Genomic DNA, 22636 nt, shown 5'->3' with positions numbered 1-22636 from the left:
CAATGGATGCGTTAAAAAAGCGTATCACGGACGATATGAAAGCCGCGATGAAAGGCGGCGAAAAAGGCAGGCTGGGTGTAATCCGCATGATTTTGGCTGCTATCAAGCAGGTTGAGGTCGACGAGCGTATCGAGCTAAGTGATGAGCGAATCATCCTTGTGCTCGATAAAATGCTGAAGCAGCGGCGCGAGTCCATCAAACAGTTCCGAGACGCTAGTCGCAACGATTTGGCCGAAATCGAGGAAGCTGAAGTGTTGGTTATTCAAGATTTTCTACCACAACCGCTCAGTGATGCTGAAATCGATGGCATGGTCGCCGACGCTATCGCTAAAGTGGGCGCCACATCGGTAAAAGACATGGGTGGTGTGATGGCTTTGCTTAAGCCGCAAATGCAAGGTAGAGCTGACATGGCGAATGTCAGTGCGAGAATCAAGGCCTGTTTTATCGCTTAATATCTTGTCGGTAAGATGTCCGGCAGGATACCTCGTCAGTTCATAGATGATCTTTTGGTGCGGGTCGATATTGTCGATCTAATCGATTCGCGCGTCCCTCTTAAAAAGTCCGGCAGCAATTTTACGGCGCGCTGCCCGTTCCATACCGAAAAAACTCCCAGCTTTTCAGTTAATCGCGGTCGGCAGATATATCATTGCTTCGGTTGTGGAGCTAGCGGTAATGCAATCGGCTTTTTGATGGAATTTAACCATCTGGGCTTTGTTGAGGCGGTCGAGGATTTGGCAGCCTTTGCCGGCGTGGATGTGCCTAGGGAGTTGATCGATGGCGAGTCTGGGCGGCCGGATAAAAAAACTGTGTCGCATATTTACGAGGTGTTGGCGGGAGTTGCTGGGTTTTACGCCGAGCAATTGCGCGGAAATGCCGAGGGTAGGATCGCTGTAGATTATTTGAAAGCCCGGGGTGTCAGTGGTGAGGTGGCGCGGGATTTTTCTCTGGGGTATGCGCCAAATAAGTGGGACGCCCTGTTGGCGCGTTTCGATCAAGCGGATTTGATCGAGGCTGGTATGCTGGTGGTCAGGGATGATGGCAAGGTTTACGACCGCTTTCGCGGTAGATTGATGTTTCCGATCAGGGATAAACGGAAGCGAGTGGTGGGGTTTGGTGGTCGAGTATTGGATGATGCTTTGCCCAAATACCTGAATTCGCCGGAGACTGCGGTTTTTTCTAAAAGTAAGGAGCTTTATGGGCTTTGTGAGCTTTTAGAAAAGAATAGCAAGCCCGGTCGGATACTGGTGGTAGAGGGTTATATGGATGTGATTGCCCTGGCTCAGTTTGGCATTTCCAATGCGGTCGCGGCGCTGGGTACTGCAACTTCCAAAGCGCAAATCGATTTATTGTTCCGATTTACCTCTGAATTGGTGTTCTGTTTCGATGGTGACAATGCCGGCAGGCAGGCGGCCTGGAAGGCTGCCGATGCTGCTTTGCCTTGTTTGCGTGATGGCAGGCAAATCAAAATAATGCTATTGCCACAGGGGCAAGATCCGGATTCTCTGTTGCGTTCTGAAAATTCATCCGCATTTATGGAACGAATTGCTAATGCGCAGGTCTTGTCTGATTACTTTTTCGAGAATATTGTCGGGCAATTGGAATTGACAACCGTTGAGGGGCGGTCTCAGTTGCTAGCGACAGCAACGCCTTTGCTGGAAAAAGTTCCTGCCGGGTTTTTTAGGGAAATGATGTTTGCCCGTTTGCAAGAGTTGTCGGGTTCCCGAATTGCCGTGGATGTTGTCGAAAATCAGGCTAGACTTAAGTCTAAATTTTATGCTGGCAAAAAGGGCATCTCTTCGCCAAGAATCAGTTTGGCTCGCAAGGTATTAGGGTTGTTGCTTCAACACCCGCATTTTGCAAGCTTGATTGAGCGTGAGGGAGTTATTCTCGATGATTTGAGTTTTGCCGGAGTGGAGTTATTAAGAGAGGTGTTGCAACGGATTGCCCTTGAAAAGCCGGAAAATAGCGCCATCTTGTTGGAGTCTTTCCGAGGAACATCCCAGGAAAAAGCTGTAAAAGCTTTAGCTAGTTTAGATCTCGATGTACCGGTGGGCGGGGAAGAGTCCGAGTTTTGCGGTGCGTTGCGACAGCTTTGTAAACAGGCCAAGGAAGCTATGCTAACCCGATTGATCGAAAAGGAGGGTCGAGAAGGCTTAATGATTGAAGAAAAAGAGATACTGCGGAAGCTTTTAAGGGATAAGGCCTAGGTGACCGCATTAATTTTTGCCGTTATAATTTCCTGTTCTGCGGCGCTTGGTGCTGAAAACGTATTGTGAGTAAAGAATGAATCAAGAACAACAGCAATCCCAACTGAAACAACTGATAGCAAAAGGCAAGGCGCAGGGTTATTTGACTTATGCGGAAGTCAACGACCATTTGCCTAGCGATATTATCGATCCCGAGCAAATCGACGATATTATCGGCATGATCAATGATATGGGGATTCAGGTTTATGAGGTGGCGCCGGATGACGATGACTCGCTGATAACCTCAGATGCCGTCGTTACTGCAGATGACGACGAGGAAGTGGCTGAAGTCGCAGCCTTGGCGTCTGTCGATAGCGAGTTCGGCCGAACCACCGATCCCGTGCGCTTATATATGCGTGAAATGGGTTCGGTTGAGTTATTGACTCGCGAGGAAGAATTAAAAATTGCGAAACGGATTGAGGAAGGGCAACGCCAAGTAGTGGGGGCCATTGCCCGATCCGGGTTTATTGTCGAAACTTTTATCGAAGCATTTGATTCCGTTCAGGTTGAAGACTCCGGCGTACGACTCAACGATTTGGTGTTGGGTTTTGTCGATCTCACTGAGGTTGAGGATATTGACGTCAGCGGTATCGAGATTGAAGAGCCTGCTGAGGATGCTGAAGAAGAGAGCAAAACCGTTGATTACGAAGAGGTTAAGCAAAAAGTCGAGTTGCTCAGAAAAGCTTTAAAAGCCGCGACGACCTCAGTTAAAAAACATGGTTACGGCCATGATAAAACCGAAAAACTGTTTGATGCGATAGACGAAATATTTTGCGAGTTTAAATGGACGCCGCAGTATTTGAAAAAAATGGTATCCATTTCTGAAGAGTTGATTTCAGCTATTCGCGAAGAAGAGCGTTTCATACTGGATGTTTGCGTCAAGAAAGCAAAAATGCCGCGTAAAGACTTTATCAATGCTTTTGCCGAGAATGAGGCTAACCTTGAGTGGTTGGATCAATTTATCGCTGCAAGGCCTAATTTTTCTGAGGTTTTCAGTAGTCACCGTGAGAATATTAGGGCGGCACAGCAGCGATTGGCCGATATCGAGTCTCGCTACGGCTTGAGCATTGCTGTTCTGAAAAGTATTTGTCGTAGCATCTCCTTAGGGGAAGCTAAAGCCAGGCGCGCTAAAAAGGAAATGATCGAAGCTAATTTGCGCTTGGTTATTTCTATTGCCAAAAAATACACCAATCGCGGCTTGCAGTTTCTGGATTTGATTCAGGAAGGCAATATTGGTCTGATGAAGGCTGTCGATAAATTTGAATATCGACGCGGTTACAAATTTTCTACCTACGCAACATGGTGGATCCGTCAGGCGATTACCCGTTCCATCGCTGATCAGGCCAGAACTATTCGTATTCCGGTACACATGATCGAAACCATTAACAAGCTGAATCGCGTCTCCAGACAGATTTTGCAGGAGCTGGGTCGCGAGGCTACACCGGAAGAATTGGCTGAGCGTATGGAAATGCCCGAGGACAAAATTCGCAAAGTGTTGAAGATTGCCAAAGAGCCGATTTCAATGGAAACACCGATTGGTGACGACGAAGATTCGCATTTGGGTGATTTTATTGAAGATTCCAAGATGCTTTCGCCGGTAGAGTCTGCTACAATCGCCGGCCTTCGCGAGTCCACTCAAAATGTATTGGCGGGCTTAACAGCTAGAGAGGCCAAGGTGCTCCGGATGCGTTTCGGTATCAACATGAATACCGACCATACACTGGAAGAGGTTGGCAAACAGTTTGACGTGACCCGTGAGCGGATTCGTCAGATCGAAGCAAAAGCGCTGCGGAAACTAAGGCATCCTTCCAGATCAGAGCAGTTAAGATGTTTTCTTGATGGCGAGTAAGGCGTTTTCAGTGTTCTTAAGCTAGATAATTAAGGGCCCTTAGCTCAGTTGGTTAGAGCTTCCGACTCATAATCGGCAGGTCGTAGGTTCAAGTCCTACAGGGCCCACCACAGATAACAGGCCGTTTGCGCGGCCTTTTTTTATACGCGCAAGTTTTAATTTTGGCGAGGGTGTAACCGTGAATAAAAACTACCTTTTTACCTCAGAGTCTGTTTCGGAAGGTCATCCGGACAAAGTTGCTGACCAAATTTCAGATGCTGTCGTTGATGCCTTGCTGGCTCAAGACCCTCGTTCCAGGGTAGCCTGCGAAACACTGGTCAAGACCGGTATGGTGGTTTTGGCCGGCGAAATTACCACCAATGCTTGGGTGGATACCGAAGAGTTGGTCAGAAAAGTAGTTTGCGAGATTGGTTACGACAACGGCGAAATCGGCTTTGACGGTAATAGCTGCGCAGTATTGAACGCCATCGGTAAACAGTCAGCCGACATCGCGATGGGTGTTGATGAATCGGAAAACCACGAACAAGGTGCCGGCGACCAAGGTTTAATGTTTGGATATGCCAGCAACGAAACCGACGTGTTAATGCCGGCCCCTATTACCTACGCGCATCGTTTGGTTGAGAGACAAGCCTTGGTGCGGAAGAATAAAACCCTGACATGGCTGCGTCCGGATGCAAAAAGCCAGGTGACTTTCCGTTACGAAAACAACAAGCCGGTCGCCATTGATGCCGTCGTTCTATCTACCCAGCATTCCCCGGAAATAGGTGGCAAACAACTGGAAGAAGCGGTAATGGATGAAATCATCCTGCCGACCTTGCCGAAAGAGTGGCTGCACAAAGATACTAAGTATTTCATCAATCCTACCGGCCAGTTCATCATCGGCGGTCCCGTGGGCGACTGCGGCTTGACCGGCCGTAAAATCATCGTCGATACCTACGGTGGCATGGCTCGCCATGGTGGCGGCGCGTTTTCCGGTAAAGATCCATCAAAAGTGGATAGATCCGCGGCCTATATGGGACGCTATGTGGCAAAAAACATCGTTGCCGCCGGCCTGGCAGAGCGTTGCGAAATTCAGGTCTCCTACGCGATCGGCGTCGCTGAGCCTACTTCCATAAGCATCGAAACCTTCGGTACTGGCAAAATCGAAGAAGAACGCTTGGTGCAAATCGTGCGCGAGCACTTCGATTTGCGGCCGAAAGGCTTGATTGCCCAATTGGATTTATTAAAACCGATTTATCGTCCAACTGCCTCTTACGGCCATTTTGGTCGTAACGAAGCCAGCTTCAGCTGGGAAAAAACCGACAAAGCCGAAGCATTGAAAGATGCTGCGGGCATTTAATCCGGATCAGGAAAACATTATGAGCCAAGCCGATTACAAAGTTGCCGATTTAGCCCTAGCTGAATGGGGTCGTAAAGAAATTAATATCGCCGAAACCGAAATGCCGGGTTTGATGGCTTTGCGCGCCGAGTTCGGCTCGCAACAGCCACTGAAGGGCGCGCGTATCGCCGGTTGTTTGCATATGACCATTCAAACTGCGGTATTGATAGAAACGCTGACGGCATTGGGTGCGGAAGTCCGCTGGTCCTCCTGCAATATTTTCTCCACTCAGGATCATGCAGCGGCTGCGATAGCTGCTGCCGGTATTCCTGTTTTTGCCTGGAAAGGCGAAACCGAGGCGGAAGCGGAATGGTGTATCGAACAAACCATTCTTGGCCCTGACGGTTGGCGTCCGAATATGATACTGGACGATGGTGGGGACCTGACAACCATGATGCACAATAACTTCCCCGAATTGATGGCGGATGTGAAAGGCTTGTCCGAAGAAACTACCACCGGCGTGCTGCGTCTGACCGAAATGGTGGCGAAAGGTACGCTAAAAGTACCGGCATTCAATGTCAACGATTCGGTTACTAAATCCAAATTCGATAACCTTTACGGTTGCCGCGAGTCTTTGGTCGACGGTATCAAACGCGCTACTGACGTGATGGTGGCCGGCAAAATTGCCGTAGTCTGCGGTTATGGCGATGTAGGTAAAGGTTGCGCGCAATCTCTACGTGGATTGGGTGCAACTGTTCTGATTACCGAAATTGATCCGATCTGCGCATTACAGGCAGCAATGGAAGGTTATCGTGTAGTAACAATGGACGAAGCGGCGCCTATTGCCAACATCTTTGTTACGGCTACGGGCAACGTCGGGGTCATTACTCACGATCACATGAAAGCGATGCGTGATCAGGCTATCGTCTGCAATATTGGCCATTTCGATTCGGAAATCGATATTGCGTCCTTACGCCACTACACCTGGGAAAACATCAAGCCACAAGTCGATCATGTCATCTTCCCTGACGGCAAGCGCATTATCGTGTTGGCAGAAGGTCGTCTGGTGAATTTGGGCTGCGCCACCGGCCATCCTAGCTTCGTTATGTCCAACTCGTTTTGTAACCAAGTATTGGCGCAGATCGAGCTTTGGACCAACGCATCCAGCTATGAAAACAAAGTTTACGTATTGCCGAAGAAACTTGATGAGAAAGTCGCGCGTTCGCATTTGGCGCAAATCGGCGTCAAGCTGACCGAATTGACGAAAGAACAGGCGGCGTATATTAATGTACCGGTGGAAGGTCCTTACAAACCGGATCATTATCGTTATTAAGGCTTAGATCAATCTAACCGGAAAGGGGCGCAAGCCCCTTTTTTATGCAAGCTATGAATAATCAAACTATCGCTCAGCGCGATCTTGCCGTGCTCTGGCACCCGTGTAGTCAGATGAAAGACCACGATGCTCGGGCATCTGCGCCGGATGCGTTGCCGTTGATTCCGATTAAATCGGGCCAAGGCGTCTGGCTGGAAGATTTCGACGGTAACCGCTATCTGGACGCAATCAGTTCCTGGTGGGTCAATCTATTCGGTCACGCCAATCCCATTATCAATCAAGCGCTTCGTGATCAGCTTGAGACGCTTGAGCATGTCATCCTCGGTGGATTTACCCATGAGGCGGCGTTAACACTGGCGGAAAAGTTGGTGGAAATTACGCCGCCGGGTTTGGATAAGTGCTTCTACGCGGATAACGGTTCATCGGCGGTCGAAATTGCGTTAAAGATGAGTTTTCATTATTGGCGCAATCTCGGACAAACGCAAAAAACTAAATTCATCACGCTGGAAAACAGCTATCACGGCGAAACCCTGGGGGCATTGGCGGTTGGCAACGTGGCTTTATACAAGGAAACCTACGCGCCATTGTTGATGGATGTGATCACGGTAGCTGGCCCCGATTGTTACTATCGCGAAGATGGCGAAAGCTGGGAGGCCTATTCCATTCGCCGTTTCGCGGCCATGGAGCAAGCCTTGGCGCGACACGCTGATGAAGTTTGCGCGGTAATTATCGAGCCTTTGGTGCAATGCGCCGGCAGTATGCGCATGTATCATCCGGTGTACCTAAAATTACTACGTGAAGCGTGCGACAAATACCAAGTACATTTGATCGCCGACGAAATTGCCGTGGGCTTTGGCCGTACCGGCACCTTATTTGCCTGCGAACAAGCGGCCATCAGTCCGGATTTTATCTGCCTATCCAAAGGGCTGACCGGCGGCTATTTACCCTTGTCCTCCGTGTTGACCAGCAATCAGGTCTATCAAGCTTTTTACGACGACTACCAGAATCTCACTGCCTTTTTACACTCGCATAGCTACACCGGCAACGCATTGGGCTGCCGGGCGGCCTTGGCGACGCTGGGGATATTTGAGCAGCAAAATGTGATTGCCAACAATCGGTATTTGGCTGGGCTAATGACTAAAGCCGTAGCGCGATTTAAGGAGCATCCCAACGTCGCCGAAGTAAGGCAAACCGGCATGATCGTCGCTATCGAATTGGTCAAAAATAAGCATACGCGCGAGGCCTATCCTTGGCAGCAACGGCGCGGATTGGCCGTTTATCGCTATGCTTTGAGTCGGGGCGTGTTGCTGCGGCCCTTGGGGAATGTGATTTATTTCATGCCGCCCTATGTGATCAACGAACAGGAGATACAACTGATGGCAGACGTGGCTTGGCAGGGCATCCAATTGGCGGTGCAGGACTAATGCGAGTGTCGCGTTTATATGTTGCTGAGTCGCTCAATGTGGGCGGACGTGTCGAATTGGATGACGATGCGGCCCATTACGTGCGCAGTGTGCTGCGCTTAAAGCAGGATCAGAGCATCGTGCTGTTTAACGGCCACGGCGGAGAATATCTGGGCCGTTTCTCTGAGGTCAGCCGCAAGATCGTGCGGGTAGAAATCGAGCAGTTTATTGAGCGCAATGTCGAATCACCGCTGGCGATCAATTTGGGTTTGGGTATTTCTCGCGGTGATCGGATGGACTGGGCGGTACAAAAAGCCGTTGAACTGGGTGTCACGCGGTTAACGCCGTTGGTAACGGAGCGCTGCGTGATCAAATTCAATGACGATAAAAAACAGCAACGCTTGCAGCATTGGCAACATATTGTCGAGCACGCGGCCGAACAATCCGGAAGAACTTATTGTCCGGTAATTGGCGAGATTGCCCACTTAGGCGATTGGGTGAGCGGACAGCAAGGATTAAACGTGTTTCTCGATCCCTATGCCGAGCAATCCCTAGCGGACCTGAAGCCGGTAAATTCCCGCGTTACCTTACTGTCCGGACCCGAGGGCGGCTTCAGCGAGCAAGAACGCCAAATTGCCAAGACAGCGGGATTCGTGCCGGTGCGAATGGGTGCCCGGATCTTGCGTACCGAGACCGCAGTATTATCGGCATTGACCGCTGTGCAAATCTTATGGGGAGATTTTCGTTGATCCGCTGGTTGGTCTATGCGTTGCTGCCGTTGCTTATATTGGTCATTGCCGCCACGACTGCGAGCCTGCTGGGTTTCGGTTTGCTGTGGCTTGCCGGCGATATTTTGTCGTTGGCAAAAGTTATCAGCAAAATTACCTTGGTGCTGTTGCTGTTGAGTATTTTTCCGTTAAAGAACTATCTGCAATTCAGTTGGGCGGATTTGGGATTCGCGCCCAAAGCGATATTTTTCAAACAAATGGGCCAAGGTCTGGCCTTGGGCTTATTGACCTTGCTGCCGGTGCTGTTGACGCTGTATTGGCTGGATGTTCATATCTGGGACGATACCCGGCATTGGACGGTGGGCAAAATAGCTGAAAAAATCGGATTGGGTTTGTTTTTTGCGATGCTGATTGCGGTCGGCGAAGAAATGCTATTTCGCGGCCTGCTGCTGGGGGCTTTAGGCCGGAAAATGTCAATGATGGCAGCCGTGACAATTAGCTCAATCTATTATGCGGCGCTACATTTTTTAAAAAGTAAGTCGCCACTGGCTTACGCCGATTTAACGCCGGGCAGTGGTTTAACATTAATCGCCGAAGCTTTTGCCAATTGGTTGAATCCGCAGATAATCAGTGCCTTGCTGGCTTTACTTGTGGTTGGCTTATTTTTAGCAATCCTCAGAAGTCGGGTGCCGCAAAGTCTGGGTCTATGTATCGGTTGTCACGCCGCGTGGGTCTGGCAGATTAAAGTGAGCAGAGATTTGTTCAATGTCAATTTGCAAGCTGATTCGCTGTTTCTGGTCAACACCTATTACGACGGCGTGGTGGGCCCTTTGGTCAGTAGCTGGTTGGTATTAGCGCTAATTGTTTATGGGGTATGGACCCTGTGGTCAGCTAAACCCTCACGCGGCGATTAGACCAAAACGCCATACCAACTTGAAAAAATGATTGCCAGATACCATGGTGTTTTGCAATATTTCTCTCCATCATTTCCAGTGCATCAAAAGAGGACATATTTATGCGCAGAGTTAGACCGAACACTTCCGTTCTTCTGTTAACTTTACTGGTCGCCGGTTGTGCTAGCGAGCCAGCCGCTCCGACCAAGCAGGCGGACAAAATTCTGTCCGGTGAACAAATGTTGCGGGATAGTCAGGGCATTGCGCAGTTGGGTAGCCGTTGGCAGGAGGGTAAGCAAATGGTCGAACGTGGGCAAGTGATGCAACGTGAGGGCCAGATAAAGATTGACGAAGGCCGCAATCTGGTTGAGGAAGGCCAAAAAATAATGCGTGAAAGTGAAGAAGGTTATAAAAACATAAAACAGTAGGCAACCCGTATACCGTTACAGGATGCTTTTTATAAAGTTTAGCGATGATAGGGGTTTAAGTCCGGTGGCTACCAGCGTTTAAGGGTTTTGCTACCGGATTGAAGCGGTTAGGCCGCGTTGCTGTCTTGAGTCTTTGGGGTTTGCGGCACTAAGGTTAAGACGGTTTTGGGTATTTTAATGCCTGAGTGATGGATATCCCGATATTCCAGCTGCATGTTGTAGCAAAAAGCGCATAGCGAAGCATTTGGCAGAAATTGCAATTCGTCTGGCGGAATTTCATCCCCGCACCTTGAGCAAAAGCTTAACTGCGTTGCCTTTGGTTTCATGTTTCCCCCTCTTTCTCGTAAAAATCGCTGCTGAGGATAAACGGAATATTTCTTGCCTTCTGTTGGAACGCCGGCATTTTTCAACACTCCGTTGTTAGGGCAATGTGATAAAGTCCAAAGTTCCTGAACTAACCCCGGGTACCAGCGCTAATCGGTGCTTGCGACATAGTGCAAATATGCGAAATATCTAATGCGATTATCCAAGCACTGACGATTCCGTAGCAAGCTTTTTTCGCTATGGGGCGCAAGAATTTTAAAAATATGCTACTCCAAGTGCTTTAGGGGGATTATGCGTCGGAGCAAGTTGCTATGACAGGCGAGATGAAGCAGGTGGGCCGGATTGAGGCCGCGCAGGGGCCGGTGGTTGATGTGCGTTGCGAATATCTGCCGCCAATCGGTCAGGCTCTTGATGTTGTGAACGGTGGCGGTCGCTATGTGCTGGTCGTGTTTCAGCATCTGGAGCCTACGCTGATTCGGGCGATTGCTTTGCATTCGGTTTCGGGCTTATTTCGCGGCATGCCGGTGTTTGATCGTGGCGACGCTTTAAATGTGCCGGTCGATCCCAGTTGTTTGGGGCGCATGCTCAATGTGTTCGGCGATCCGCTTGATGGCGGCCAGCCCTTACCTAACATTAATTTCCGTAATATTCTCGCCGCTCCCCCCTTGCTGTCCGATACGCTGCCGGCTTCGCAAATCTTGGAAACCGGCATCAAAGTCATCGACCTGCTTTGTCCGTTTGTGCGCGGCGGTAAAACCGGCTTGTTCGGCGGCGCTGGCGTCGGCAAGACCGTGTTGATGATGGAGTTCATGCACGCGGTCAGCGTGGCGATGCAAGGCGTATCGGTTTATGCCGGCGTTGGCGAACGCATGCGTGAAGGCCACGAACTCTGGCATGAAATGGCCGATGCCGGCGTATTACCCAAAGCACTACTGGTCTACGGGCAAATGGACGAATCGCCCGGCGTGCGCTTTCATGTCGGTTACACCGCCTTGGCCTATGCCGAGTATTTGCGCGACACGCTGGATACCGAAGTGTTGTTTTTGATGGACAATATTTTTCGCTTCGTCCAGGCCGGTAGCGAGATTTCCGGTTTGCTGGGGCGGATGCCCGCCACGGTCGGCTATCAACCCACTTTGCTGACCGAAGTTGCATCGCTGGAAGAACGTATCGTCTCCACCAAATCGGGCTCCATCACCTCGGTGCAGGCTGTGTATGTGCCGGCCGATGACATGTCTGATCCGGCGGTGGCTACCATCCTTGGGCATCTGGATAGCGTGGTCATCTTGTCGCGGCAACAGGCCGCCAAAGGAATATATCCGGCCATCGATCCGTTGCGATCCAGCAGCCGGATCATGGATCACCATATCCTGGGCGACCGGCACTACCAGGTGGCGCGTGCGGTCCGCGAGCATTTGTCGCGCTATCGAGAATTGGAAGATATTATCGCCATGCTCGGTATCGAAGAGCTCTCACAAGAGGATCGCCGTATCGTCGAACGGGCGCGCCGCTTGCAACGCTATCTGACTCAACCGTTTACCACCGTAGCCGATCACACCGGCATGCCGGGCGTGCGCGTGCCGCTGGCGCAAACCATCACCGACTGCGAAGCATTTATGAACGGCCAATATGACCAGCTCAGCGAAGCCGATTGCTATATGAAAGGGGCAATGTCGGCATGAACGGGTTTGCGTTAACTTTGCTGGATAGTCGTGGCGCCGAGCATTTCGATACCGTCACCCAGTTTATCGGCGCCGATACCGACGGCAGTTTCGGGATTTTGGCGGGGCATATTCACTGCGTGGCTTTGTTGAGATACGGGCTGGCCCGTTTCTGCGATCAAGCCGATGTCTGGCATTATTTGGCCTTGCCCAGCGGTGTGCTGCGCTTTGCCGATAATCAACTGACTGTGACGACGGTGCGCTATTTTCTCGGCAAAGACCGCGATAGCATCTGCGAACGACTCGCGGCGGAAATGGCCCTGGCCGATTCAGAAGTACATACCGCGCGGGCGACGTTGTCGGAAATTGAACATTCTTTGGTGCGGCGCCTAGCCGAATTGAGTAGTCGCGGATCAGCGGGAATAGTGCCATGAGTTTTCGCAACAAATTAATCGAACACACTCGTCGCGATCTGCGTCGCTTGGAAGATAAAACTCGCCGCCCGGCGACTTGGGTTGGCATGCTGTTTTATGGCGGCACCCTGGGTTTACTGTTTGTAGTGCCTATCGTCGCCGGTGCGTATTTGGGACGGTGGTTGGATACATTGGCTACTGGTTATTCGGTGCGCTGGACTGTCAGTTTGATCGTGTTGGGTATTGGGGTTGGCGCTTATAATGTTTTTCGATTTTTGCAGGAAAAAAGCTGATTTTTTTCGGATTTATTCTTCACGAAAATTCGAAATGAGCGCTATTATTTATTAAAAATACACGAGGAATATCTTACGGCTCTTCGGCGTAGCAAACTTTACATCGATCAACGTTGCACTCAATAACCAAACTAAAATGAAACCACCCTTGCTGCGTTTAGCTCTTCCCTTATTAGCCTTATTTTTATTAAATGCTTGCACCAGCAGTTCGCCGGTAAAGCGAGAGAAAATGGCGTCGGTCAGGCCGAATATCGTCCAACAGCGACCGTCTTATCAACCGCAACCGACGCCGTATAAACCGGCGTTTTATACAGGGGCTTTCCCAAAACCGGCAGCGTTGGAGCCGGCCGTGGATTTCTGGCGAAAAACCTATGCGGTCTGGCAGCGTTCCGAAGTGGCGTTTCATGACGACCGTTATTTGGATGTCGTCTACGAAGTGATGACCTTACCGGGCTACGTTGCGGAAGGCCTGACAACTGAGCAAAAAGACATGATCAGCCAGCGCCGCGAGTATTGGAAAGCCCAATTGGCGGAATTGGAAAGTAAAGTGCGTTATGGCGCGGCGTTGAATGCCAACGACCGGCAATTGATCGCCAAACTGGAAAATAACGGCAGATCGATCAATAGCGTATTGCCTGGCCTTAGCGACAGACTACGTTCGCAGCGCGGCACGCGCGAGCGCTTTAAGCGAGGCTTGGAGATCAGCGGCCGCTATGATTTGCAGTTTAGAAAAACCTTCCGCGATGCCGGCTTGCCTGAGGACTTGGCTTATCTGCCGCACGTAGAATCCTCGTTTCAACCGTCCGCCAAATCCTCCGCCGGCGCGGTCGGTATGTGGCAATTTACCAAGGCTGCCGCCAAAACCTTCATGCCCGGCGGTGATCGCGTCGATCAGCGCTACGATCCTTTCGTGTCCGCCAACGGCGCTGCCCGTTACCTGTCGTACGCTTACGGCAAACTCGGTGACTGGCCGGCGGCTGTGACTTCATACAACCACGGCATCGGCGGGATGAAGCGTGCACAAAACCAAGTCGGCAGTGACTTCGTGCGTATCGTAGATACCTATGACGGTCCGGCCTTCGGTTTCGCCTCCCGTAACTACTATGCGCAATTCCTGGCCGCCCGCGAAATTGCTTCCAACCCCGAGCAGTTTTTCCGGGAAGGCGTCCGCTACGAAAGCCCATTGGCCCCCGGTCAATACTTGGCTGTCGAATAAATCAGCGTCCAGCGAGGCTGTCGTAAAGGGTGGACTAGGCTGAACGCATGAAGCCCAACATTTATATTTTGTTGGGCTTCACTACGCTCTGCCCAACCTACATTGCTGTTCTGTTTGTTTAATTCGAGGTGCGGACATGAATAACTCCGAGTCGGCAGCCGATACCGTTTTTCAACTCGGCCCACTGGCGATCAGTAACACGGTCGTGACTACCTGGGGCGTGATGCTGGGCTTTGTGCTGCTAATCCTGTCGCTGCGCTTCAGCCGTCAGCCATCTTCATTGCGAAATTTGCTCGAAGCGGTGGTCGTGGCGATAGAAGGCGCGATTGCCGAAGTCTTACCGGCGGCTTCAGTGCGGCGGGCGCTGCCGTTCGTGGCCAGCTTGTGGCTGTTTGTGTTGGTGGCTAATCTGGTGGGTTTAATTCCGGAACTCCACGCGCCCACCCGCGACTTGTCCGCCACCGCCGCATTGGCGGTACTGGTGTTCGGGTCTACTCACTGGTTCGGGATCCGTGATCGCGGCTGGTGCCAGCATTTTCGCCATTATGTTGAGCCCAGCATTATCCTGTTACCGTTTCACATCATCAGCGAATTTACCCGCACCCTGGCTTTAGCCATCCGCCTATTCGGCAACATTATGAGTCTGGAAATGGCGGCCTTGCTGGTATTGTTGATTGCCGGCTTTCTGGTGCCGGTGCCGTTATTGATGCTGCATGTCATCGAAGCAGTGGTGCAGGCCTATATCTTTGGTATGCTGGCGCTGATTTACATTGCCGGTGCGTTGGAACCTGGCGAATCCGATACATCCGCCATTCCCGAGGAATAGCCATGAACGACATCCATTTATTCAGCATGATTTCCACCGGCGTGGCCGGTCTGGTCATTGCTCTCGGCACTATGTTGCCGGCTCTGGCAATGGGCAAAGCCATCGCCGCCGCGCTGGAAGCCCTGGCCCGCCAGCCGGAAGCCGAGAAAACCATCACCCGAACCTTATTTATTGGTTTGGCGATGATAGAGTCCTTAGCGATTTATTGTTTGGTGGTGGCCCTGATTGTGTTGTTTAGAAATCCGCTGCTTGAATATTTTTTAAAATAACTCAACCCAGTTTGCTATATGGCGCTCCAATCGTTTACTTGGACTCTTTGTCCAACCATTCGGTAAATTTGTCGAAAATAAATTTACTGCCGCGCATGGAAAGATGATCGTCGTCGTAAAAATAAGACATGTCATCGTGCATGCCGCCGCAAGTCGATTCATCGCATAAATATTCGTAGGCGGGAAAAATCTTAATCCGCTTATGCGTGGCGGCATTGATGGCATCGACCGCGCGTCTGTAGTTTATATTGCGTTCTTCAAAAGACTTTCTGGACACATCGCACTCGGGCAGCGCTTTGTCTGTAATACGCAGTGGGCGCTCGTCCACACAGTTTTTAGCGCTTATACCAATCTCCGGTACGTCTTCAATAAAAACCACCGCTTTGCCCAGCTTTAAAATCTCATTGATGGTTGCGACATAGCCGGAAACAAATTGGTTGTAATTTTCCGTCAACACATCATCCGGGCTTCTAACAATCCGATAGAGGTTTTTCGAATCAGTATTGCCGAAGCCAAAACCTTCAATGTACATCGCGCCTCTGGTCGCAAACACCACGCGCTGAATGGATGGGAATTCCTTCAGCAGCTTTAGCACGATAGGAACGACTACCCGGCATCGTGTCGATTTTTCGGCAAATTCTTCCGTTGGATTAATGCTCACCAGATCGATGAATGGCAGGCAGCCATTGACACCGACCAATGCCAGATCGTTCGAGCCCTTGGAAATGGAATCGTAGACAAATTGCGCGGCGTGACTATCGCCGACCACCAGCATTTTTGGGGTGGCGGTGGTAAAGCGGCACATCAAATAATTGTAACTGGCCCCCTCCAATACCGTCTTACAGCGCTCATCGACCCAGTCCTCCGGTGTGTTGTAGAGCACTGTGCCGTTTACGTCGGCATACATTTTGGTTTTGGTCTGCGCATCGGCTTTACGAAAACCCAGTCCGTCCCGAGAATATGAGGCGTAACCGACATAGCCGATACCTAGCATCAGCAGCAGCAGTACCGCGGTCTTGGCTCTGCTGTGACTGCCCAAACGTATCGGTTTTTCAATCAGTATGTAGGTCAGCCAAGCCAATGCCACGGCCAGCAACACCGCAATGGCGCGGATATTCATACTGGGTACGTCGGTCTCGATGATTTGCGCAAAAGACAGCAAAGGCCAGTGCCACAAATACAACGGAAAACTGATCAGGCCGAACCAGACCGCCAGCGGGTGGGATAAGACGATGCGATTAACCCAGGCATTTGGTCCAGCCGATATGATCATGACCGCAGCCAACATCGGGATTACCGCCCAACGGCCAGGGAAATTGAGATCTTTATTGATGATGAAAAAACCGAAGGCCAGCAGCAGCATGCCCAGAATGGAAAGCGCGTTGGCCAGCGTTTTGCCGTCGGCGGCGTGAGAGTTTCGATAAACCGCGCCAGCCAGCCAGCCGTCGAGCTTGAGCTTGATAGCAGAGAACGAGTCCTTCTTGTAGAGCGTCATCCAGGCCAGCAAACTACCGCATAACAGCTCCCAAAACCGGGTTTGTGGGGAGTAAAACGTCGCGACAGGATGGGCGATGATGCCTGTGATATTCAGGCCGAAAGAGACGATGGCAATCAGAACCGTAATGGTCAACAGATTGAAGTTCCGCTCCCAGGCAAACCAAAGCAATAAGGGCCAGACTATGTAAAACTGTTCCTCAATGCCCAAACTCCAAAGATGCAGCAAGGGTTTAGTCTCGCCGGAGTTGTCGAAATAGCCGGCCTCGCTCCACAACACAATGTTGGAAACGAATCCCGCGCCGGCGGCAATATGCTTGCTCAACTGCTTGTACTCGTCGGCAAACAGCGCGAACCAACCGAAGACGTAACAGGCGACTAACACCAGAATCAGGGCCGGGAAGATCCGCTTAACCCTGCGGGCATAAAACTCGGTGAAGCTGAAAGTACCCTTTTCCAGGTTCTGAAAAATGATGGTCGAAATCAGATAGCCAGAAATCACAAAGAAGATGTCTACACCTATAAAGCCGCCTTGCAAACTGCTGGGAAAGGCATGAAAGGCGATAACCGAGAGCACGGCAATGGCTCTCAATCCGTCAATATCCGGACGATACTTGGGGTGTGACAGGTGTTCTTGCAAAGAGGTCATAGGGTAAAGAAATGCTAAGTGGGTTCGGACTTTCCATCTAATCTGCTCTAGCCTGGAAAGGCGGGCCGTATTCTAAGCCGTAAGTATTCGAGCCTCAAGACGTGCCTAAGCGGCAAACTGTGCAGGCTAAATTTTCAGACATCGAAACCATTGCGGGGTTTAAGATAGCGGATAAACAAAAGATCGGCGGTATTTTCGGAACAACACCGCAAGTTCATATCCAACAAAACGGGTTACCCATCCATGATGCAATTCGACTGGACAACCTTCATCCTGGAAATCCTCAACTTTCTGGTCCTGGTGTGGATACTGCAACGCTTTCTGTACCGGCCGGTGCTGGCCATGCTCGATGCCCGGCAGCAGCGCATCAAAGACGAAACCGAGCAGGCCGCGCTTTTGCGCAACGAAGCGGAAGCCCTGCGTCAACAATACGAACAACGATTAGCCGCTTGGAATCAAGAACAGGAGACCAGTCGCCGCCAACTAGACGAAGAGTTAACTCAGTTGCGCAATACCGCGACAGAGAATTTGAAACAAACCCTAGCCGATGAAGAAGCTAAATTGCGGGTCCGCAACCAGACGCTGATTGCGGGAAGAGAAGCGGCTTTGGTAAGGGAAGCGGCGGGCGCTGCTTACGGGCAGGCCGCGGCTATGTTGCAACGATTGGCATCGCCGCAATTGACGCAGCGCATCGTCGAGGTCTTTCTGCAGGACCTGCTTGATATGCCGGACAGCGAGCTAGCGGCGCTACGCAAAGCCGCTGCTATGTTGATTGCCGCTTCTGCGGTCGAAGTGCTTAGCGCGCACCCGTTGAGCGAAGCCGATCAAGCGCGAGTGACGGAGGCCTTGTCGACTGCTGCCGGACAAACCTTGCAAATCACCTTCAAGGAAGACTCGGCCTTGATTGCCGGGTTGCGCGCCATAGTCGGCGAATGCCAATTGCACGCCAATCTGGCCGACGAACTGGCGTTTTTCCGGCGCCAAGCCAATCATGGTTGAGTCGGTTAAGCCCTACCAATTCGGCCTGCGCTTATCCGAGCGCGGCTGTGTGGCCGGCATTGGCGATGGCATCGCCTGGATCCGCGGCTTGCCGACGGCGCGGCTGGACGAACTGATCGGTTTCGACGATGGCAGTACCGGCCTGGTGTTTCAGCTGGGTCGGGAAGTGCTGGGGGCGATACTGTTGTCGCAAAACCTTGGCGTCACAGCCGGTATGGCCGTGCAACATATCGGCCGCAAGCTGGAAATAGGTGTTGGCGACGCTTTATTGGGGCGAGTGGTCGATCCGCTCGGTAATCCGCTGGACGGTTTGCCGCCGCCGGAATTGCGCCAGTTTCGTTCCCTGGAAGCTGCCGCCCCGCCCATCATCGCGCGCGATTTCGTCTCCGAACCTTTATACACCGGCTGTAAGATCGTCGATACGCTGATTCCCATCGGTAAGGGCCAGCGCCAGTTGATCATCGGCAACGACGGTATCGGCAAAAGCGCGCTGGCCCTGGACGCCGTGCTGAATCAACGTGGCCGCAACGTATTGTGCGTGATGGTGTTGATCGGCCAGCCGCGTTCTTCCGTCGCCGGTACCCTAGAAGCGCTGCGTCAGGCCGACGCGCTGGCCTATACCGTGGTGGTGGTCGCTGAGGCCAACGCTTTACCGGGTTTTCGCTATCTGGCGCCCTTTGCCGGCTGCGCGATTGCCGAGCACTGGATGCGCATGGGCCGCGACACCTTGGTGGTCTACGACGATTTGACGCGCCATGCCCAGTCCTACCGCGAGTTATCGCTGCTACTGCAACGGCCGCCAGGAAGAGAAGCCTATCCGGGCGATATTTTTTATCTGCATTCCCGGCTGCTGGAGCGCTCGACCGTATTGTCGTCGGCCTATGGCGGCGGCAGCATGACCGCCTTGCCGATTATCGAAACCCGCCAGGGCGAGCTGTCGGCGTATATCCCCACCAACTTGATCTCGATCACCGACGGCCAGATATATCTGGAGAGCAAGCTGTTCGCGGCAGGCATGCTGCCGGCCATCGACATCGGCCGTTCGGTGTCGCGTATTGGCGGCAAGGCCCAGCATCCGGCAATCAAAACCGCTTCCGCGCATATTCGGTTGGATTATTTGCAGTTTCTGGAGCTGGAGTTGTTCGCCCGCTTCGGCACCCGTTTGGAAGCCGGTGTCGAGGAAAAACTGCAACGCGGCCGTTTGCTGCGGGAAATATTGAAACAGGACCGTTTGCAACCTTTGTCCGAACGCGCGCATCTGGCCTGGTTGCTGGCCTATGGCGAGGGTTTACTGGAAAACCTCAAACCGGAACATGCAGCGGGCGTATTGGCCGGGCTACTGGCAAAATTGCCGGATACGTTGACTTTGGATTCGCCGAAAAAGCAATGGTTGTCAGTGTTGCGGCAACTCTTGGCGGATAAAACATGAGCCAGCGCCGGGAAGTCGAGGCGCGCTTAGCCTTGTTCGACGATTTGTCCGGCATTCTCGGCGCCATGCGCAGTTTTGCTTTGGCCGAATTGCGGAAAGTGGGCAAGCGCGAAGCCGCGCAGCAACAAGTTGTGCAATCGCTGGAAACGGCCTTGGCCGATTTGGCCGACAGCTTGCCGGAGCCGGCTTTAAGCGCGACCGGGAAAGACATCTGGCTGTTATTCGGTTCCGTGCGCGGCTTTTGCGGCAGCTTTAACGAAGACGTGATCCGTTACTGGCAGCAAAACGCCGATCAGCAAGGTCCGCTGATTCTGCTTGGCGAACGCCTGCACCCAATGGTTGAGGAACGCGCCGCATTGCAACGGCTGCGCGGTGCCGAAGGTGGTCTGGATGCGCCGGCAGCGATAGATAGTATTCTGGCGGCGGTGGCAGAGCTGCGCGGCGTCGAATTTGGACTGATAGCTTGTATTCGTGACGAACAAGGGGCGCGCAGCCAACGTCTTTGGCCTCTGGCAAATGTTGCCAGCCACGCCCGGCTAAACCCGCCGTTGACGTTTGCACCGGCAGCGGAAGTGGCTCAAGGCGTTGCCGAACATTATCTGTTTCACAGCTTGCTGGCCTTATTGTTACGCTCGATTCGGGTCGAAAACCACATGCGGCTGATGCAGATGGAAACCGCGTTGCGGCATCTGGAGCGAGGCGGCGAAGAATTACAACGGCAACGCAACCGGCTGCGCCAGGAAGAAATCGTCGAGGAAATCGAGTTGATGGTGGGGCGGCATTAGCAGTCTGCGTTTAGCCATTCAATGCTTATTCCCGTTGCAGCTCTTCCTGTTTGAAGTCTCGCCGCTTATGAATCACACCATGGATATATAAGGTTTCGCCGATTATTTCGTAAAGTATCCGGTATGAATATACGCCGATTTCGCGCACATTTTCCTCGCCAATTTCGGAAACTGTCCTGCCCAGCTTTGGCATGATCGCCAGTACATCCACTTTAGCGAGAATGTCTTGCGTTACGCGGTTTGCGTAGAGTTTGGAATCACGAGCAATAAATTGATGTATCGAGTGGAGGTCTTCGCGTGCGGGTTTTGACCAAACAATCACCATTGTTCGATTTCGCGCTTTAACTCTTCGTGGTGAATGAATTGGTCTTCAGCGATAGCTTTGCGGCTTTTGCGTAACTTGTCGACGACGTACAGCTGATACATGATTTCGTCCATGTCTGCGTTGTCAGGCAAACGGTCAATCGATTCCAGCGCTTCCTGTTTTAGAGTGGGTGCTTGCATGAATAGAGTCCCATTGATGACTGGAGCTACACCATAAAACGCAATCAATCGGACGTCAATACGATATTTGCGCGGCGTTGACGTGATTAACCTGCCAATTGAGCGAGCCTATAGCCCATACTTCCGCCGTTTTCGCCAAAAAGTCGCCCGGCTCATCCCCGCAAATTGAGCGGCCTGTTCCAGATTGTCCGGGTTATTTGCCAAGGCTTCGCGGATCAATTCCGCTTCGTTTTGACTTTTTGGACGCGGGGCAGAGTTTTGGTCAAGCGTTGCTGCCGGTCTAAGCGGCTCACGAAACTCGGGTGGCAAATCGTCTATGCCGAGTTCGCTGCCGCGGCCTACCGCATAGGCGTATTCGACGACATTATTCAGTTCCCGGACATTACCCGGCCAGCGGTAATCCAGCAACAGGCGCATCGCTTCCGGCGCGATGCGGTCGATATGGCGATGGCCTTGGGTGTTATGCCGGTCTATCAGGTGTTGCAGCAACAGGCTGATGTCCTGGCGACGTTCGCGCAGCGGTGGCAGAAAAATCGGCACCACTCGTAAGCGATACATCAAATCTTCTCGAAACCGCCCGGCCTTGACCTCTTCGCGCAACGATCTATGCGTGGCGGCAATAATCCGCACATCCACGCTGACCGCGCTATCGCCGCCCACCGGCGTAAAGTTACGCTCCTGTATCACCCGCAGCAACTTGGCTTGCAGCTCTAGTGGCAACTCCGCTATTTCGTCCAAAAATAAAGTACCGCCGTTGGCACGTTGAAACAAGCCGGCATGATTACGCACCGCGCCGGTAAATGCGCCTTTGACGTGGCCGAACAATTCGCTTTCCAACAGGCTGGGGGTCAAGGCCGCGCAGTTGATCGCCAAAAACGGCTGATAGTGCCTAGGGCTTTCCAGGTGCAAGGCATGCGCCACCATCTCTTTACCGGTGCCGGATTCGCCGCGGATTAACACGGTGGCTTCAGTTTCGGCGACGTTGCGGATGATTTTGATGGCTTCTTTCATGGCCGGGTCGCGCGACAGAATGCCGTGAAAGCTGTCGCTGTCGTCCGGCTTTTGTTCCGGGGCTATGTCGCTTTGTGGTTGCAGAAATTCAATCGCCCCGGCGAAGCCGCCGTTGTTGTCGTAGAAGGCGCGCGCGGTTCGATAGCAATTCAGCGTCCGGCCATCCGGGCGATGTATCCGCACCGCTTGCGACTTGACGATGCCGAGTTCGGCCAGATTGCAGGGGTCGTTGCCGCTGTCGCAATTCAGCGCGGTTTTGCAGGGTTTGCCTATGGTCTCGGCTGCGTTCAGGCCAAACAATTGTTCGGCGCCTTTGCTCCACAGCAAGATGTCGCTGTTGCTGTCTACGATAAAGGCCGCGCCGCTTTCGAATAAATCGGTCAACACTTCTACGACTTGATCGGCGCCGATTTGGCCGAGCCAGCGTTTGAATAGCGGTGAGGAAGATGCCATGCGTTCAAGCTCGTTTTGTTTCAGTGATGTTTCAAGTGTATCAGCATCGTTTCAATATTTCATATTGAAACGCCAGGCTTGGCCGGTGCCAGGCCGCTTCATCAAACCTAGT

Annotated in this window: 23 protein-coding genes and 1 tRNA gene; 19 read left to right on the top strand and 5 right to left on the bottom strand. The window is 52.1% G+C overall.

What is annotated here, in order from left to right:
- Positions 1–2: 2 nt before the first annotated feature.
- From JWZ98_RS20065 to JWZ98_RS20020, 10 genes are all read left to right on the top strand, one after another.
- Positions 3–452 (top strand): GatB/YqeY domain-containing protein, encoded by a 450-nt coding sequence (locus tag JWZ98_RS20065; RefSeq protein WP_033157692.1) that lies wholly within the window; start codon positions 3–5, stop codon positions 450–452.
- Positions 453–467: 15 nt separating this feature from the next.
- The gene (dnaG, locus tag JWZ98_RS20060; protein ID WP_205451503.1) at positions 468–2207 is read left to right on the top strand and encodes a DNA primase; all 1740 of its coding nucleotides are present in this window, start codon (positions 468–470) and stop codon (positions 2205–2207) included.
- Between the two features lie 76 nt (positions 2208–2283).
- Positions 2284–4095, top strand: a complete 1812-nt coding sequence (gene rpoD / locus JWZ98_RS20055; RefSeq protein WP_171697379.1) for an RNA polymerase sigma factor RpoD — start codon at positions 2284–2286, stop codon at positions 4093–4095.
- Between the two features lie 33 nt (positions 4096–4128).
- Positions 4129–4205 (top strand) — tRNA-Ile (locus JWZ98_RS20050).
- A gap of 68 nt (positions 4206–4273) precedes the next feature.
- Positions 4274–5434, top strand: a complete 1161-nt coding sequence (metK, locus tag JWZ98_RS20045) for a methionine adenosyltransferase (RefSeq protein WP_171697380.1) — start codon at positions 4274–4276, stop codon at positions 5432–5434.
- Positions 5435–5453: 19 nt separating this feature from the next.
- Positions 5454–6746 carry an adenosylhomocysteinase gene (gene ahcY, locus JWZ98_RS20040; RefSeq protein ID WP_171697381.1) on the top strand — a complete coding sequence of 431 codons (1293 nt, stop codon included), beginning with the start codon at positions 5454–5456 and terminating at the stop codon, positions 6744–6746.
- A gap of 53 nt (positions 6747–6799) precedes the next feature.
- The gene (locus JWZ98_RS20035; protein WP_205451502.1) at positions 6800–8170 is read left to right on the top strand and encodes an adenosylmethionine--8-amino-7-oxononanoate transaminase; all 1371 of its coding nucleotides are present in this window, start codon (positions 6800–6802) and stop codon (positions 8168–8170) included.
- Positions 8170–8898, top strand: a complete 729-nt coding sequence (locus JWZ98_RS20030; protein WP_205451501.1) for a 16S rRNA (uracil(1498)-N(3))-methyltransferase — start codon at positions 8170–8172, stop codon at positions 8896–8898. Before JWZ98_RS20035 ends, JWZ98_RS20030 begins: the two co-directional genes overlap by 1 nt.
- Positions 8880–9791, top strand: a complete 912-nt coding sequence (locus JWZ98_RS20025; protein ID WP_240348112.1) for a CPBP family intramembrane glutamic endopeptidase — start codon at positions 8880–8882, stop codon at positions 9789–9791. Before JWZ98_RS20030 ends, JWZ98_RS20025 begins: the two co-directional genes overlap by 19 nt.
- Positions 9792–9892: 101 nt before the next feature.
- Complete coding sequence (locus JWZ98_RS20020) at positions 9893–10198, top strand: hypothetical protein (RefSeq protein WP_033157699.1); 306 nt, start codon at positions 9893–9895, stop codon at positions 10196–10198.
- A 107-nt stretch (positions 10199–10305) separates the two neighbouring features.
- Here JWZ98_RS20020 and JWZ98_RS20015 read toward each other — a convergent pair whose 3' ends face one another.
- Entirely contained in the window at positions 10306–10611 is a 306-nt protein-coding gene (locus JWZ98_RS20015; protein WP_205451500.1) for a TraR/DksA C4-type zinc finger protein, read from the bottom strand.
- A 222-nt stretch (positions 10612–10833) separates the two neighbouring features.
- Between JWZ98_RS20015 and atpD the strand changes: the two genes are divergently transcribed.
- The 6 genes from atpD (at position 10834) to JWZ98_RS19985 (ending at position 15200) form a co-directional block, all read left to right on the top strand.
- The gene (atpD, locus tag JWZ98_RS20010) at positions 10834–12204 is read left to right on the top strand and encodes a F0F1 ATP synthase subunit beta (RefSeq protein WP_240348111.1); all 1371 of its coding nucleotides are present in this window, start codon (positions 10834–10836) and stop codon (positions 12202–12204) included.
- Positions 12201–12617 carry a F0F1 ATP synthase subunit epsilon gene (locus JWZ98_RS20005; RefSeq protein WP_205451499.1) on the top strand — a complete coding sequence of 139 codons (417 nt, stop codon included), beginning with the start codon at positions 12201–12203 and terminating at the stop codon, positions 12615–12617. The genes atpD and JWZ98_RS20005 overlap by 4 nt, the downstream gene beginning before the upstream one ends.
- The gene (locus JWZ98_RS20000; protein ID WP_033157702.1) at positions 12614–12889 is read left to right on the top strand and encodes an AtpZ/AtpI family protein; all 276 of its coding nucleotides are present in this window, start codon (positions 12614–12616) and stop codon (positions 12887–12889) included. Before JWZ98_RS20005 ends, JWZ98_RS20000 begins: the two co-directional genes overlap by 4 nt.
- A 136-nt stretch (positions 12890–13025) precedes the next feature.
- Positions 13026–14105 (top strand): lytic transglycosylase domain-containing protein, encoded by a 1080-nt coding sequence (locus tag JWZ98_RS19995; RefSeq protein ID WP_240348110.1) that lies wholly within the window; start codon positions 13026–13028, stop codon positions 14103–14105.
- A gap of 136 nt (positions 14106–14241) precedes the next feature.
- Positions 14242–14931 carry a F0F1 ATP synthase subunit A gene (locus JWZ98_RS19990; RefSeq protein ID WP_205451498.1) on the top strand — a complete coding sequence of 230 codons (690 nt, stop codon included), beginning with the start codon at positions 14242–14244 and terminating at the stop codon, positions 14929–14931.
- A 2-nt stretch (positions 14932–14933) separates the two neighbouring features.
- Entirely contained in the window at positions 14934–15200 is a 267-nt protein-coding gene (locus tag JWZ98_RS19985; protein WP_020483596.1) for a F0F1 ATP synthase subunit C, read from the top strand.
- 34 nt (positions 15201–15234) lie between these two features.
- On the opposite strand, the gene JWZ98_RS19980 is transcribed toward JWZ98_RS19985, so the two are convergent.
- Positions 15235–17343: an acyltransferase family protein gene (locus tag JWZ98_RS19980; protein ID WP_205451497.1), complete on the bottom strand. Its 2109-nt coding sequence runs from the start codon at positions 17341–17343 to the stop codon at positions 15235–15237.
- Between the two features lie 243 nt (positions 17344–17586).
- On the opposite strand from JWZ98_RS19980, the gene JWZ98_RS19975 reads away from it, so the two are divergent.
- The 3 genes from JWZ98_RS19975 to JWZ98_RS19965 are packed head-to-tail and all read left to right on the top strand — an operon-like array spanning position 17587 to position 20556.
- On the top strand, positions 17587–18342 hold the full coding sequence (locus JWZ98_RS19975) for a F0F1 ATP synthase subunit delta (protein WP_205451496.1): 756 nt from the start codon (positions 17587–17589) through the stop codon (positions 18340–18342).
- Positions 18335–19771, top strand: a complete 1437-nt coding sequence (locus tag JWZ98_RS19970; protein WP_205451495.1) for a F0F1 ATP synthase subunit alpha — start codon at positions 18335–18337, stop codon at positions 19769–19771. Before JWZ98_RS19975 ends, JWZ98_RS19970 begins: the two co-directional genes overlap by 8 nt.
- Positions 19768–20556: a F0F1 ATP synthase subunit gamma gene (locus tag JWZ98_RS19965; protein WP_205451494.1), complete on the top strand. Its 789-nt coding sequence runs from the start codon at positions 19768–19770 to the stop codon at positions 20554–20556. The genes JWZ98_RS19970 and JWZ98_RS19965 overlap by 4 nt, the downstream gene beginning before the upstream one ends.
- A 25-nt stretch (positions 20557–20581) precedes the next feature.
- Here the strand turns inward: JWZ98_RS19965 and JWZ98_RS19960 are convergent, their stop codons facing one another.
- The 3 genes from JWZ98_RS19960 to JWZ98_RS19950 all read right to left on the bottom strand — a co-directional run bounded on the left by JWZ98_RS19960 (position 20582) and on the right by JWZ98_RS19950 (position 22524).
- A complete protein-coding gene (locus JWZ98_RS19960) occupies positions 20582–20881 on the bottom strand; it encodes a type II toxin-antitoxin system RelE/ParE family toxin (RefSeq protein WP_205451493.1) in 300 nt (99 codons plus the stop codon).
- Positions 20875–21060 carry a hypothetical protein gene (locus JWZ98_RS19955; protein ID WP_171697394.1) on the bottom strand — a complete coding sequence of 62 codons (186 nt, stop codon included), beginning with the start codon at positions 21058–21060 and terminating at the stop codon, positions 20875–20877. Before JWZ98_RS19955 ends, JWZ98_RS19960 begins: the two co-directional genes overlap by 7 nt.
- 108 nt (positions 21061–21168) lie before the next feature.
- Positions 21169–22524 (bottom strand): sigma 54-interacting transcriptional regulator, encoded by a 1356-nt coding sequence (locus JWZ98_RS19950; RefSeq protein WP_205451492.1) that lies wholly within the window; start codon positions 22522–22524, stop codon positions 21169–21171.
- Between the last annotated feature and the right edge of the window lie 112 nt (positions 22525–22636).

The sequence above is a fragment of the Methylomonas sp. EFPC1 genome (assembly GCF_016925515.1).
In the GTDB taxonomy this organism is placed as follows: domain Bacteria; phylum Pseudomonadota; class Gammaproteobacteria; order Methylococcales; family Methylomonadaceae; genus Methylomonas; species Methylomonas defluvii.
This window is presented reverse-complemented; position numbering and strand designations above follow the sequence as displayed.

Bases quoted from the DNA above. Each gene is read 5' to 3' on its own strand.
- JWZ98_RS19955 (WP_171697394.1), bottom strand. From the start codon at position 21,060: ATGCAAGCACCCACTCTAAAACAGGAAGCGCTGGAATCGATTGACCGT.
- JWZ98_RS19995 (WP_240348110.1), top strand. From the start codon at position 13,026: ATGAAACCACCCTTGCTGCGTTTAGCTCTTCCCTTATTAGCCTTATTT.
- JWZ98_RS20030 (WP_205451501.1), top strand. From the start codon at position 8,170: ATGCGAGTGTCGCGTTTATATGTTGCTGAGTCGCTCAATGTGGGCGGA.
- JWZ98_RS19950 (WP_205451492.1), bottom strand. From the start codon at position 22,524: ATGGCATCTTCCTCACCGCTATTCAAACGCTGGCTCGGCCAAATCGGC.
- JWZ98_RS19970 (WP_205451495.1), top strand. From the start codon at position 18,335: ATGGTTGAGTCGGTTAAGCCCTACCAATTCGGCCTGCGCTTATCCGAG.
- JWZ98_RS20020 (WP_033157699.1), top strand. From the start codon at position 9,893: ATGCGCAGAGTTAGACCGAACACTTCCGTTCTTCTGTTAACTTTACTG.
- JWZ98_RS19965 (WP_205451494.1), top strand. From the start codon at position 19,768: ATGAGCCAGCGCCGGGAAGTCGAGGCGCGCTTAGCCTTGTTCGACGAT.
- JWZ98_RS19985 (WP_020483596.1), top strand. From the start codon at position 14,934: ATGAACGACATCCATTTATTCAGCATGATTTCCACCGGCGTGGCCGGT.
- JWZ98_RS20005 (WP_205451499.1), top strand. From the start codon at position 12,201: ATGAACGGGTTTGCGTTAACTTTGCTGGATAGTCGTGGCGCCGAGCAT.
- JWZ98_RS20000 (WP_033157702.1), top strand. From the start codon at position 12,614: ATGAGTTTTCGCAACAAATTAATCGAACACACTCGTCGCGATCTGCGT.
- ahcY (WP_171697381.1), top strand. From the start codon at position 5,454: ATGAGCCAAGCCGATTACAAAGTTGCCGATTTAGCCCTAGCTGAATGG.
- dnaG (WP_205451503.1), top strand. From the start codon at position 468: ATGTCCGGCAGGATACCTCGTCAGTTCATAGATGATCTTTTGGTGCGG.
- rpoD (WP_171697379.1), top strand. From the start codon at position 2,284: ATGAATCAAGAACAACAGCAATCCCAACTGAAACAACTGATAGCAAAA.
- JWZ98_RS20025 (WP_240348112.1), top strand. From the start codon at position 8,880: ATGGGGAGATTTTCGTTGATCCGCTGGTTGGTCTATGCGTTGCTGCCG.
- JWZ98_RS20065 (WP_033157692.1), top strand. From the start codon at position 3: ATGGATGCGTTAAAAAAGCGTATCACGGACGATATGAAAGCCGCGATG.
- atpD (WP_240348111.1), top strand. From the start codon at position 10,834: ATGACAGGCGAGATGAAGCAGGTGGGCCGGATTGAGGCCGCGCAGGGG.
- JWZ98_RS19975 (WP_205451496.1), top strand. From the start codon at position 17,587: ATGATGCAATTCGACTGGACAACCTTCATCCTGGAAATCCTCAACTTT.
- JWZ98_RS19980 (WP_205451497.1), bottom strand. From the start codon at position 17,343: ATGACCTCTTTGCAAGAACACCTGTCACACCCCAAGTATCGTCCGGAT.
- JWZ98_RS19990 (WP_205451498.1), top strand. From the start codon at position 14,242: ATGAATAACTCCGAGTCGGCAGCCGATACCGTTTTTCAACTCGGCCCA.
- JWZ98_RS19960 (WP_205451493.1), bottom strand. From the start codon at position 20,881: ATGGTGATTGTTTGGTCAAAACCCGCACGCGAAGACCTCCACTCGATA.
- JWZ98_RS20035 (WP_205451502.1), top strand. From the start codon at position 6,800: ATGAATAATCAAACTATCGCTCAGCGCGATCTTGCCGTGCTCTGGCAC.